10 protein-coding genes are annotated in these 12,813 nt (G+C 36.5%); 5 read left to right on the top strand and 5 right to left on the bottom strand.

The window, feature by feature from the left end; translation table 11 throughout:
• Positions 1–7: 7 nt before the first annotated feature.
• Positions 8–1,540, bottom strand: coding sequence for a 3-hydroxyacyl-CoA dehydrogenase (locus DC082_RS08365; protein WP_189363333.1), 1,533 nt, complete (start codon positions 1,538–1,540; stop codon positions 8–10).
• Positions 1,541–1,544: 4 nt separating this feature from the next.
• Entirely contained in the window at positions 1,545–2,321 is a 777-nt protein-coding gene (locus tag DC082_RS08360; protein WP_109236583.1) for an enoyl-CoA hydratase, read from the bottom strand.
• 190 nt (positions 2,322–2,511) lie between these two features.
• Between DC082_RS08360 and DC082_RS08355 the strand changes: the two genes are divergently transcribed.
• From DC082_RS08355 to queG, 5 genes are all read left to right on the top strand, one after another.
• Entirely contained in the window at positions 2,512–3,669 is a 1,158-nt protein-coding gene (locus tag DC082_RS08355) for an acyl-CoA dehydrogenase family protein (RefSeq protein ID WP_109236582.1), read from the top strand.
• A 27-nt stretch (positions 3,670–3,696) separates the two neighbouring features.
• On the top strand, positions 3,697–4,923 hold the full coding sequence (locus tag DC082_RS08350) for an MFS transporter (protein ID WP_109236581.1): 1,227 nt from the start codon (positions 3,697–3,699) through the stop codon (positions 4,921–4,923).
• 79 nt (positions 4,924–5,002) lie between these two features.
• A complete protein-coding gene (locus DC082_RS08345; protein ID WP_109236580.1) occupies positions 5,003–5,974 on the top strand; it encodes an MBL fold metallo-hydrolase in 972 nt (323 codons plus the stop codon).
• Positions 5,975–6,501: 527 nt separating this feature from the next.
• Positions 6,502–7,017, top strand: coding sequence for a pantetheine-phosphate adenylyltransferase (coaD, locus tag DC082_RS08340; RefSeq protein WP_094567498.1), 516 nt, complete (start codon positions 6,502–6,504; stop codon positions 7,015–7,017).
• A gap of 3 nt (positions 7,018–7,020) precedes the next feature.
• Positions 7,021–8,118: a tRNA epoxyqueuosine(34) reductase QueG gene (gene queG / locus DC082_RS08335; protein ID WP_109236579.1), complete on the top strand. Its 1,098-nt coding sequence runs from the start codon at positions 7,021–7,023 to the stop codon at positions 8,116–8,118.
• A gap of 419 nt (positions 8,119–8,537) precedes the next feature.
• On the opposite strand, the gene DC082_RS08325 is transcribed toward queG, so the two are convergent.
• The 3 genes from DC082_RS08325 to DC082_RS08310 form a co-directional block, all read right to left on the bottom strand.
• The gene (locus tag DC082_RS08325) at positions 8,538–9,464 is read right to left on the bottom strand and encodes a glycosyltransferase family 2 protein (protein ID WP_109236578.1); all 927 of its coding nucleotides are present in this window, start codon (positions 9,462–9,464) and stop codon (positions 8,538–8,540) included.
• Between the two features lie 1,389 nt (positions 9,465–10,853).
• Positions 10,854–12,011: a glycosyltransferase family 4 protein gene (locus DC082_RS08315; protein WP_109236576.1), complete on the bottom strand. Its 1,158-nt coding sequence runs from the start codon at positions 12,009–12,011 to the stop codon at positions 10,854–10,856.
• On the bottom strand, positions 12,012–12,812 hold the full coding sequence (locus DC082_RS08310) for a glycosyltransferase family 32 protein (RefSeq protein WP_109236575.1): 801 nt from the start codon (positions 12,810–12,812) through the stop codon (positions 12,012–12,014).
• Position 12,813 lies beyond the last annotated feature (1 nt).

The raw sequence follows: 12,813 nt of genomic DNA, 5'->3' as shown, positions 1-12,813 counted from the left end.
TCCTTTCCTATACAATATCTTGTTCTTTATTTGTAAGAGACAACCCTAGAATAACTCGTCTTTTTAACCAAGGGCTCACTCGATATCGAGGATCATGAGTAGATTCATAAATCCCCTCTAATATACGTAAAATTTTTGATGGACCAATTTTATCTCCCCATGCTAAAGGCCCTTGTGGATAACCCAGTCCTAATTTAACTGCCAAATCAATATCTTCTACACTCGCTATTTGTTGTTGAGCAATATCACAAGCTAAATTAACAATACTTGCTATTACCCGCTGTGCTACAAATCCCACACTATCTCTAATCATTACCATGGGCGATGCATTAAATAATGCACAGTATTGAGCAATTGTTTGAGATGTTGTTGATGGATTTATCATTAAAGTAATCTGTTGATTTAAATCAGTCATTAAATCTATACAAAGACTATTTTCAGGTTTTACATTAAACTTTATACTCGCTTCAGTTGCATCCTGACCCCAGACAGTCAATAGTGTTAATGAATCACGCTCGGGTCTTTCCCCATGGTCAATCGTTGCACCTATAGTCGTTAAAAGATTAAAAATTTTTTTATAATCATCAGATGATTCAGCACCAATCCAAATAGCAGGAATTTTCACTCCTTTAGGCATAGTCTGCTTCTTTTCAGTTTTCTCTAGTACTTTTTGGTTGTTATGATATTCATAAAAGCCTTTTCCTGCTTTGCGTCCAACCATTCCTGCGGATAACATCGTCTTTGTTAAGGTATGCGGTCTTAAACGAGGTTCTTGATAAAACTGAGAATAAATAGACTCCATCGCTGGGTGGGATACATCCAATGCCGTTAAGTCAAATAATTCAAATGGCCCCAAACGAAAGCCTAAGCCTTCTCGTAAAATAGTATCAATAGTACTAACACTAGCAATGCCTTCCCCAAGAATCTTTAAAGATTCGGTACCATAGGCTCTTCCAACATGATTCACAATAAATCCTGGAGTATCTTTCGCAATAACAGGTGTGTGTCCGATATCTTTCACATATTGCTGCAGCACATAGCTCAGCTCACTATCCGTCTGCAGCCCTGGGATAATCTCTACAACTTTCATTAAAGGCACAGGATTAAAAAAATGTAATCCAATAAAATTTTGTGGTTGCTCTAAAGCTGAGCCGATTGCACTAATAGATAAGGAAGATGTATTTGATGCTAATATTGTCTCTGCTCTTTTCTCTTTCTCAATTTTTTGAAATAACTTCTGTTTAATCTCTAAATTTTCAATAATCGCTTCAATCACAAGATCACTTTGTGCAGCATCTTTAAGTGTCTCCACAACATTTATCTTATTTAGTGCCTCAACTGCGTCTTTTCTTGTAATTTTCCCTCTTTCAATTAGGCTATCAAATATTTTTTTTAAATTGTTTTTTGCTTGTTGTCCCGCACCCTCGTCCTGGTCATACAGATAGACATCGTATCCTGCTTGAGCTGTAATCTGAGCAATACCAGTCCCCATAGCCCCTACACCGACAATCGAAACAGTCTTAAATCTACGTTGAATCATTTCTCTACTCCCCTTTAAAAAAAGGCTTCCGCTTTTCAAAGAAAGCATTAACTCCTTCCTTTTGATCCTTTGAGTCAAAAAGAAGTTGAAACGCTTTTCTCTCTAACATTAATGCGGACTCAAGTGGCAGATCCATTCCTGAAAGCGTTACTTCCTTTATCTGCTCAATAGCTAAAGGAGGCATTGAAGCAATTTTTTGAGCAATTTCAATTGCACGATCTAAAGTCTTTTCATCTTCTACGAGCTCTGAAACTAATCCGATTTTTTCAGCCTCTTCAGCTGAAATAATTTCCCCAGTTAAAATCAACTTCAAGGCTTTAAATTTTCCTACAGCCCTAATTAGCCTCTGTGTTCCTCCCGCTCCAGGCATAACACCAACCTTTACTTCTGATTGTGCAAATCTAGCTCCTTTACCTGCAATAATAATATCAGCCAACATCGCAAGCTCACATCCTCCCCCTAATGCAAAGCCATTCACAGCTGCAACAATGGGTTTTTTAAAACGAGAAATAGCTTGCCAATAACGCTCTGTATGGCGTAAATACATCTCAATAGAACTGATATCCTTCATCTCATTAAGATCCGCGCCAGCCGCAAAATTATCTCCACCCGTCAAAACAACAGCCCTTACTTCTTTCTCTTCTTCTAACTGTAAAAAGGCCTCCGCAAGCTGAGTCCTCAGTGCTGTATCTAAAGCATTCTTTGTCTTCAGCCTATTGAGTTGAATAGTCACAACTCCATTCCCTAGTCTTGTCACCACAACATCTCTATTATTATTCATAATCATCCTTAATTTCGCATAGCAAAAACTAATTCTACTCTATAGAAATATTTATCATACATACCTAGCAAAATAAATCAATAAGCAATTATATGGATAGTTGTTCCGCTAAGCGAAATGGCGATTCAAAACTTGCCTGTCTCCAAAAAATGAGTTATCAATAGCTTTTCACACAAAAAGGAGATATTGCATGATTCGCGATAAAGAAATGTTAACGTTGTTATTAGATTCTATTAACAGCTTTGTAGATAAGGCACTTAAACCAATTGAAGCAACTGTTAGTAAACATAATAAAATTCCTGACGAGATTATTTCGCAATTCAAGGAAATGGGGCTTTTTGGCTTCGCTATTCCTGAAGAATATGAAGGATTAGGACTCACTATGGAAGAGGAGGTTAATGTCGCTTTTGCACTAGGTCAAACCTCCCCTGCTTTCAGATCTCTCATAGGAACTAATAATGGAATTGGTGCTCAAGGTATTATTCTTGATGGTACTCCAGAGCAAAAAGCCTTCTATCTTCCCAAACTTGCTAGCGGAGAATTTATATCTGCATTCTGCTTAACAGAACCTGACTCTGGTAGTGATGCTGGATCTCTCAAAACACGAGCGCAGAAAGATGGTGATGAATATATTATCAACGGAACTAAACGTTTTATCACCAATGCCCCCATAGCAGACATCTTTACTGTAATGGCACGGACAAATCCTGATATTAAAGGTTCCGGTGGAATCTCTGCATTTATTATTCACAAAGATACTCCAGGCGTAATTATTGGATCTCCTGATGAAAAAATGGGACAAGAAGGGGCCTTAACGAGTGATGTGATTTTTGACAATTGTCGCATCCCTGCATCCCAGATTATTGGGGGTATAGAAGGTTTAGGCTTTAAAACCGCGATGAAAGTTCTTGACAAAGGTCGCTTACATATCGCGGCAATATGCGTTGGAGTAGCTGAAAGAATGCTAAATGATGCTCTTAACTATGCTTTAGAAAGAAAACAATTTGGACAGGAAATCGCTCATTTCCAATTAATTCAAGCCATGTTGGCAGATAGTAAAGCTGAAATTTATGCAGCAAAATGCATGGTAATAGATGCAGCTCAAAAAAGAGATGAAGGTCTAAATGTAAACACAGAAGCCTCTTGCGCCAAGATGTTTTCCTCAGAAATGTGTGGAAGGGTTGCCGATAGAGCCGTACAGATTTTTGGAGGAGCAGGCTACAGTAAAGAGTATAGTATTGAGCGTTTTTACCGTGATGTCAGATTATTCAGAATTTATGAAGGCACAACACAAATACAACAATTAGTCATTGCTAAAAATATGATTAGAGCAGCTTTAGGAAAATAAAGCTCTATATCCTTAGGAGGATTTTTTATGATAAAACACAATAATATCTGGATTTTAGTCTTTATTTTTTGTTTCACTGCTCTACTTGTCGATGGTGCTGATTTACTTTTTCTCTCTTTTAGCCTGAGCTCCCTAGAGGTCGAATGGGGTTTGAGTGAATTTCAAAAGGGAATGCTGGGAAGTTATACCCTAATAGGGATGGCGTTAGGAGGAATTGTAGGTGGTTATACGGCTGACAAAATTGGCCGTGTAAAAACTGTCGTTATCAGTATCCTTATTTTTTCTGTTGGAACAGCCATACTTGGCGCAACTCAATCATATGTACAATTTGCCTTTATGAGATTTTTCTCATCTTTAGGTTTAGGTGCTCTTTATGTTGCTTGTAACACCTTAATGGCTGAATACGTTCCTACAAAATATAGGACTACCGTATTGGGTACATTACAAGCTGGATGGTCTGTCGGGTATGTAGTCTCATCACTTCTTGCTGGTTGGATTATCCCTTCTTATGGTTGGAGATGGTTATTTTATATTGCGATTATTCCGTCAGTATTAGCAATTGGCATGCAACTACTAATCCCTGAGCCACAAGCTTGGATTGAGTCCAAAAAGAAACAAAAAGAAAACAGTCAAAATAAAGTAAAAAAAGAGAGTGCCTTCAAACTTATTTTCTCTGAAAAAAATACTAGAAAAATTTTCATTTTATGGGCATTAACCGCGGGTTTCTTACAGTTTGGATACTATGGAGTAAACAACTGGATGCCCAACTACTTACAAAAAGAAATGGGGATGCAATTCAAATCTATGACCTTCTTCCTAGTAGGATCATATACAGCAATGATCTTAGGGAAAATTATTGCGGGAATTGCAGCAGACTTCTTTGGGCGAAGAGCAACTTATGCTTTTGGGGCAATAGGTACTGCTATCTTCTTACCTCTTATAGTCCTATTTCACACCCCTGATAATATTCTTTATTTGCTCATAGCCTTTGGTTTCCTTTATGGAATACCGTATGGAGTTAATGCAACTTATATGACAGAAAGCTTTGAAACAAAAATCAGAGGTACCGCTGTTGGAGGAGCATATAATGTAGGAAGAGCCGGAGCAGCTTTAGCCCCTGCAACAATTGGATTTATTGCTACCCACTACTCCATTGGTGCTGGTTTCATGGTTATGGGCGGAGCTTACTTCTTATGTGGGCTTATACCCGCTTTATTTATCAAAGAAAGAATGTTTGATCCTCAAAAGAATTAATTATCACTAACTATTAAATCTATATTGGGTAAGTAGTTAACTAAACAACTTACCCATTCTTATAGAGGAGAAATAAAATATGGAACAACTCTCTGACTATATTTATAAATTGCCGCTTAGTTTAAATAACAACCCACTCAAAGAGGTCTATAGTTATCTAATTGTTGATAATGGACAAGCATTACTTATTGACACAGGCTTTAATGATGAAATCACAAAAAACAGAATCCTCAATGCTATCAAATCCCTCAATATTCAATTAAAAAACCTTAAAGTTTTTATTACCCATTTACACGCTGATCATTCAGGATTAGCAGGCTATTTTTATGAGGAAGGATGCGAAGTTTTTGCAAGTATTCCAGATGCTAATATTATGCAAAAAATTGCAAATGGTGATTTTTACAAAAATATCGAAAATAGAATTATCTTGCTAGACTTAATTCGCTATCAACTAACAAGAGATATCTTACCTGCATCACTATTCTCATTTAACTCAAGTATCGAATTCACTCTTTTAAAAGAGCACGATATTATTTCTGTTGGCAATAAAAAATTTAAAGTTATAGATATTGCTGGCCATACTCCAGGAATGATAGGCTTATATGACTTACAATCCCAAAATTTTTTTGGGGCAGATCATATCCTTGATCAAATATCTCCCAATATCACATATTGGGATCAAGACTTTCCTGCATTACATGTTTTTCTTCATAACTTAAAAAAAATCAGCTCAATACAGATCAATACCATTTACCCATCTCATCGCAATCTAATGACTGATCACCCTCGACGAGCAAAAGAACTAATAGCACATCATTACAACAGACTTAAAGAAGTTTTTGATATATGCTCGCATTATCAAAAAAAATTATCCCCTAGCGAAGTAGCTTCTTTAATGGAATGGAACTTTAGGGCTCCCTCATGGGATGACTTCCCTAATCCGCAAAAATTCTTTGCAACCAATGAAGCAATGGCTCATTTAGAGTATTTACATAAAGAAGGTTGGTTATATAAAGTAATTGATAATGATATTGCTTATTACTATATATAATATAAAAAATCATTCTATAAAATTGAACTATTTAAGACATTATTATGATATAGACTAAGTTCGATATTCTATCGGACTTAATCCTTTTAGTTATAGTCAATACACGATTTTTAAACTCAACTGTGTATTGCGACTTTTATTTTCGAAAATACACTCCTTTAATATCATGCTGATAGTGGGGTTTAATCCATTTTCAAACTGTTGGGTATGGAATGTTAAAATGATTTGTAACAATTTCGATCTAAGGAAAAGTTATATTCTTATAATTTTAACCCTATAAAATACTTTACTATGTAAAAGCATCTCAAAGTTATGCCCAATTTTTTGAATACCGATCAGTCAGTCCCCGCCCCTCCAAGACCCTTCTTACTTGAAAAATAGAGAATAAAAATCTCCATCTAGCGAACAGATTGTACAATCGGCTAATGCGAAAGTGACTGAGATCACGTAAAATAGAGCCACGATTTACTAAACAATTAAATAATATAGAAGGTGACTGCCATGAGCAGCCCCACAAGAGGATTATTATGAGCGAGACAACCGCCGTCTATCCCGGCACATTTGACCCCATTACCAATGGGCATTCCGATATCATTATTCGTGCGGCACGAATCTTCCCAAAATTGATTGTCGCCGTTGCGAAGATTAGCGGCCCGAAGAAGAAGCCCCTCTTCACCTATGAAGAGCGCCTCGATATGGCCAAAGAGATCTTTAAAGGGCATGAAAATATTGAGGTGATCGGCTTTAATGATCTCCTTGCCCGCTATATGGATACTATCGATAGCCATATCTTAGTGCGTGGCTTACGCGCCGTATCGGACTTTGAGTATGAATTCCAGATGGCAAGCCTTAACCGCCACCTCAACCCCAAAGTAGAGACCATCTTCCTCACCCCGAGTGAGAAATACTCCTTTGTCTCCTCCACCATGGTGAGAGAAGCCTCCATGCTCGGCGGAGATGTGAGCGCTATTGTCCACCCCTATGTGAAAGCCGCCCTTGAGCGTAAATACCAAGAGCGACTGCGCCAAGAGAGCGAAGCATAACCGATGCGCCATGAAACTGCCCACGATACCGATTACAACTCGCCCCAATTTATCGCAAAACTGAAAGCGAAAGCGGCGGAACTCGGCATCAATGAACTCTCTAGCGCCGATATCGATCCCGGCAAAAATCGGGATTACTTTATCGAATGGCTCGGAGAGGGATTTCATGGCGATTTAGATTATATGTATAAACATGGGGAGAAGCGCTACCACCCAGATCTTCTCGTCCCCGGCACTGTATCGATGCTCACTGCACAACTTCACTACTTCAATCCGGAGATTGATGCCAAAGCACGCCTAGAAGATCCCAACCACGCCTATGTTGCAGAATATGCCCTCGGGCGGGATTACCATAAAGTGCTCCGCAATATGCTCACAAAATTGGGAAAATGGCTACAAGAAGAGATCCCCGGCCTTGAATTTCGCGCCTTTGTGGATAGCGCACCGGTATTAGAACGCGCCTTTAGCCAAAAATCGGGCCTCGGCTTCTTCGGGAAAAATACCATGATTATCCACCCGAAGAGAGGCTCCTTCTTCTTTCTCGGCGAACTGTTACTCTCAAAACGGATCGATATCCCCAGCGAGCCGATCACCAACCACTGCGGCCAATGTACCCGCTGTATCAAAGCCTGCCCCACCGATGCCATCGTCTCTCCCTTTAAGATCGATGCGCGTAAATGCATCTCTTATCTCACTATCGAACATTTTGGCCCCATTCCAGAAGAGTATCGCTCCGCGATGGGGAACCGCATCTTCGGCTGTGATGATTGCCAAATCGTCTGCCCGTGGAATCGCTTTGCGATCGACCTTACAACTCAAGACTTCTTCCCCCGCCATAAGCTCGATTCCTCCACACTCCTAGAGCTTTTTAGTTGGACAGAAGCAGAATTCCTCCGCAAAACAGAAGGCTCCCCCATCCGCCGGCTCGGCTACGCAAGATGGCTCCGCAATATCGCCATCGGCATCGGCAATAGCCCCTATTCAGAAGAGAATATCGAAGCACTAAAAGCGAAAGAAAACTTTGAAGATGAAGCGGTGAGAGAACATGTCAAATGGGCGCTTGAAGAGCAGAATGAAAAAAATAATCGATCAATTTCCTAATCTGGGGTCTTTATTAAGGCTATACCCAGAATTATCTTTAATAAAAATTCTTAAATAATCCCGAAAACAAAAAAACCTGCTCATTTGTGCGTAAATTAAAACGAATTAATTCAGAGGCATGGCAGGTATGATGCCTAAATTATAATAAGATAACTTAAAAAATGAAAACTTGTTTTTTCAAAGCGAAAATGCCTAAAACCATTTATTTGGACAGAAGGCTCCCCCATCCGCCGGCTCGGCTACGCAAGATGGCTCCGCAATATCGCCATCGGCAATAGTCCCTATTTGGAAGCTAGTATCACGGCACTGAAAGCAAAAGAGAGCTTTGAGGATGAAGCGATAAAATAAACATAAAGTGTGGTGAGTATTAAAAAAAACAGACTTAGAAAAACAATCAATTCATGACGCCTTCTATCAAGTTAATCTTTTTTCTTAAGGATATATCTAGGCCTCGCTTTCGTTTCTATATAAATTCTCCCAATATATTCCCCTAGCACTCCAATTCCGATAAGCTGAATTCCGCCAAGAAAAAGAATTGATACTAATAATGATGGATACCCTGGAATAGGATTACCAAAAAAAAGCTTTCCAATAATCATATAACTTCCATATAGAAAAGCTAAAGCCGCGACAAAAAAACCAATATAAGTCCAGATTCGTAAAGGTGCTGTTGAAAAACTGGTAATCCCATCAAGAGCTATATTCCACAACTTCCAACCATTAAATTTTGTCTCTCCTACTGACCGTTCTGCCCTTCTATATTCTACAATTGCTGTTTTTCCGCCAACCAAAGAGAGAACACCTTTCATAAAAAGGTTCCTTTCTGGCAATTCCTTAATATTCTCCACAACGTTTCGAGACATTAAGCGGAAGTCTCCCACATTTTCCTCAATAGTGGGCTTACTAATTTTATTATGTAATTTATAGAACCACTCTGCGCTTTTACGCTTAAAAAATGAATCCGAACTACGATCTAATCGTTTAGCAAGAACTACATCATATCCTTTTTGCCATTTAGAAATTAACTGTGGAATAACTTCGATAGGGTCTTGGAGATCAACATCAATTGGAATCATCACATCACCCGTGGCATACTCTAACCCTGCAAAAAGTGCTGGCTCCTTACCAAAATTTCTGGTGAAGCTCAAAGGTATTACTAACTCATCCGAACATGCTAATGAATTAATAGCCTCTTCCGTCCCATCTCGACTTCCATCATCAACAAAAACAATCTCCACCTCATAATTTTGTAAAAAAGAAGCACTTCTTACCTTCTCATAAAAAAGTGGGATTGCCTCCTCCTCATTAAAAACAGGCACAATGAGTGATACTTTTACCAACTTCATCTAACGCAATACCTTATAAATAGTCCAATAACTTAAACTATAAACATATCTGACAATATAATAAAAACATAACTGTTTAAATATTTTACTTTCCGAAATAACCAGAAATGTTCCGTTCAATCTAAAGCAATAGCCATCTCATACTAATATCCAAGGATAAACTTATTTTTAAGTATTCCATTACAACTCAATTTCTCCTGAAAAAATATGATATTTATTTTTAGTCTCCGCTGACTCTGATCCATACAAATACACGCCTGAAAAGCCCTAAATAATTAATAACAATTAAGTTTAATGTTTATTTATAGGTGAGGGAGTAAGAAAAGATCGCTAGGAAATCTTGAAGAATAAGAAAATATCACTCATATAAATATATTATTTATTAATTACTTATAAACAGGCACTCTCACATGACCTCTTACAAAACACAGATAAGATCCTATTTTAATTTACCTAATGATAGATGATTATGCTTATATACAGAGTATATTTAGAGCTTTTCATCAAAAGCATTCTCACATTCAAATAGATCTTTTTATATTAGAAAATCGCTGTACTGATGATGAAAAACAATGGCTAGCACTTAAAAATCATGTTCTCTATGTTTGGTTAGAGATTTGTGGTTTTACCATAAATTAAACGACCATCTTGAAAAGTTTTAAATTTATTCTTTTATAGTAAACTTCTAAAGAAGGTGAGCATATTAGCGCGGTATACAACTCATGGATAGAACAACTCACGGGAGTTACATCATCCCCCAAAGAAAGACTTTCATTTGTTGATATTCCTGAAAAATGGCTTAATTCTACCAATCAACACCTACAGAGATTAAAAGCCGATAACTCTACTTCAATAATCTTTATTAACTCCCTTGTAAAAGCGCCTAAAAAATTTTGAAAAGCAGAACAAACACTCAAATTGATCCGAAGATTACAACAAAAAACAATTTAAGCATACCACTTTTCTAATCAATACACTTCCTGAACTATCTCTTCATTAGATAAGAATATTGAAGAAAAGTGCCTACCTAACATATTTTCGTATAATCCTACAGAAAATTTTTATCAATTCCCCGCTATGTTAAAGCTCTCTGAGCTTATAATTTCTATCGAAATATCCACTATCCATTTAGCTAATACCGTTAAAACTCCTGTAATCACACTTATGAAACAAAGAACACAGGAATGAGCCCTCCTAGATAAAAATATTTCAACGGTAATTTGGGTTCCAAAGGAAAGATAATATCGACAGAATATATCTCCAAAGCAAGTAGCAGAAATTGCATTACAAAAATTTCTAGTTGAGAGCTTTAAGAATTAATAAAAAGAGAGCATATGAAATGAGAACTTAACTAGGAAAACCCATTATCCTTTAAAATAAATACAATACTCAGGTTATCTCACTCTTTATAATATCAACTATATTCTTCTGAAACTTCTCTATATTATGTATATTATTAATATATTCTATAGCATTTTTAGATAATTTTTTCCTTTGAGGTTCATCCTCTATGATTTTTTTTATAGCCTGGGTATATAATGAGACTTTATCCCAACCATCACCAAGAATATCTCCCGTCCAAATACCAAACATCTCTGTTAAATTATCAGGATTACGGTTACTTACTATCAAAGTTCCATATGATAAAGCTTCTAAAAATGAAACTGGTAGGGCTTCATGAATACTAGTATTAACTAAAATCTTGGCATCTTTTAAAAATTGAGTTTTAACATCCCCATCAACATGACCAACAAAAGTTAGATTAGGAAGTTTATTATATTCCTCCAAAATGCTTTTCATCCTATCAGACTCATGTTGATATTTACCTAAAACAAAAAAATCATATTCAGGAAGTTGTTTTGCAATTTCACAAAACAACCACCCTCTCTTAACAGAGTCTATTCTCCCTAAAAAAATGATTTTATCTTTTTTTTCATAACTACTTACATCAAATGTATAATCTATTTCAATCGGATTAGGCAAATATTTAATAGGTACATCATTGCCAAGGTTATACAGATCAATTGCTTTTTTATTTAAAAATTCAGCTTGCGAAACAAAGACTATTTTATTTCTCTTATACCAATCGTGGACAGTATCATATATTTCCTGCCGATAGTAGCATTCTTCTGGTAATAACCGAACAGTATTAATCTCCTCCCACTCATACCATGGGCGTGGATCTTGAATCCATAAAATAAGTTTTTTATTACTCTCTTTCTCAAGCAAAAGAACTCTTTCATCAACTAGCTCTATCGATAGGTAGATATCATAGTTTTTCCTTTTTAAAAATCTTTTAGCGAAAAAATCCGATTTAGGTAGCCTATACAAATTAATTCCATCTACTACATATTTTTTCGCAAGCATCTTACGACTACTTGTGCCTAAAATAACATCAACAATAATATCCAAGCCTAAACTCTGCTTAGATAAGTATTTACATATATAATCTCTGGCTAGTTTTCCGTACCCACCATACTGAGTATTAGCCCCACCAAAGAACCCATCGATAATTAATCCTACACGAATTTGTTTTTTTGTTTTCATTTAAATTTCATTTTCTAAAAGAGAATACATTATTGTTTTAGAGCTAAGAGATTCTAAATCTACTTCTTTTAACATTTCATTATACAAATGAATAGTTCGTGTCCTAGTTGTCAAAACTTCACTGACATCTAATTGATATTTTGTTAAAAAACTAATGACTGACTTACAGTGAATGGGATAAAAAATATCAATATCTTCAATATAATCTTCTAGTTTTAACTGATTAACATAATAGGTTATTGCAGAAGGACCAATAATTCCCCAAGGCATATCTTCAATATTTACACTAATTCTAAAGCTCTTTTTTATTTTTAACTTTATTTGTTTACTCTTAGAAAACCACGGAGGAATAAAAGTAGAATCATACGCAATATTAAGTAAATTTCTCAATAAATCTGAATCTGATGGTAGTGCTAGAACTGCTCCATTAATCGTATAATCATCCTCATAACCTAATAGATAGCCATGTTTCGGCACAGAAAGAGGTTTTATACAGTAGACATCACAATCAACATAAATATTATTATTATCTGTCTGTCTTAATAATTCATAGCGAAAAATATCAGAAAAGAGAGCATAGCTCCCTGTTTTTTTATGCTTTATAATTTTACTCTTATCAATAATTTCATTAGCATCTTTTATCATGACGCCTTCTGGAAGATCCTTGATCTCACCATAAGTGTGCAGATGCACCTGATGTCCCCTCATCACAAAAGAAGTTAAACAAGCTCTAGAAATAGCCCCTAACTGGTCTCCAATCCATAATGCATTTATAATTGGTAGTTCTTCGTCTTTCACCATT

The sequence above is a fragment of the Ignatzschineria indica genome (assembly GCF_003121925.1).
GTDB classification, from domain to species: Bacteria; Pseudomonadota; Gammaproteobacteria; order Cardiobacteriales; family Wohlfahrtiimonadaceae; genus Ignatzschineria; species Ignatzschineria indica.
This window is presented reverse-complemented; position numbering and strand designations above follow the sequence as displayed.

Coding starts and splice junctions, on each gene's coding strand:
- DC082_RS08365 (WP_189363333.1), bottom strand. CDS start 1,540: ATGATTCAACGTAGATTTAAGACTGTTTCGATTGTCGGTGTAGGGGCT.
- DC082_RS08360 (WP_109236583.1), bottom strand. CDS start 2,321: ATGAATAATAATAGAGATGTTGTGGTGACAAGACTAGGGAATGGAGTT.
- DC082_RS08355 (WP_109236582.1), top strand. CDS start 2,512: ATGATTCGCGATAAAGAAATGTTAACGTTGTTATTAGATTCTATTAAC.
- DC082_RS08350 (WP_109236581.1), top strand. CDS start 3,697: ATGATAAAACACAATAATATCTGGATTTTAGTCTTTATTTTTTGTTTC.
- DC082_RS08345 (WP_109236580.1), top strand. CDS start 5,003: ATGGAACAACTCTCTGACTATATTTATAAATTGCCGCTTAGTTTAAAT.
- coaD (WP_094567498.1), top strand. CDS start 6,502: ATGAGCGAGACAACCGCCGTCTATCCCGGCACATTTGACCCCATTACC.
- queG (WP_109236579.1), top strand. CDS start 7,021: ATGCGCCATGAAACTGCCCACGATACCGATTACAACTCGCCCCAATTT.
- DC082_RS08325 (WP_109236578.1), bottom strand. CDS start 9,464: ATGAAGTTGGTAAAAGTATCACTCATTGTGCCTGTTTTTAATGAGGAG.
- DC082_RS08315 (WP_109236576.1), bottom strand. CDS start 12,011: ATGAAAACAAAAAAACAAATTCGTGTAGGATTAATTATCGATGGGTTC.
- DC082_RS08310 (WP_109236575.1), bottom strand. CDS start 12,812: ATGGTGAAAGACGAAGAACTACCAATTATAAATGCATTATGGATTGGA.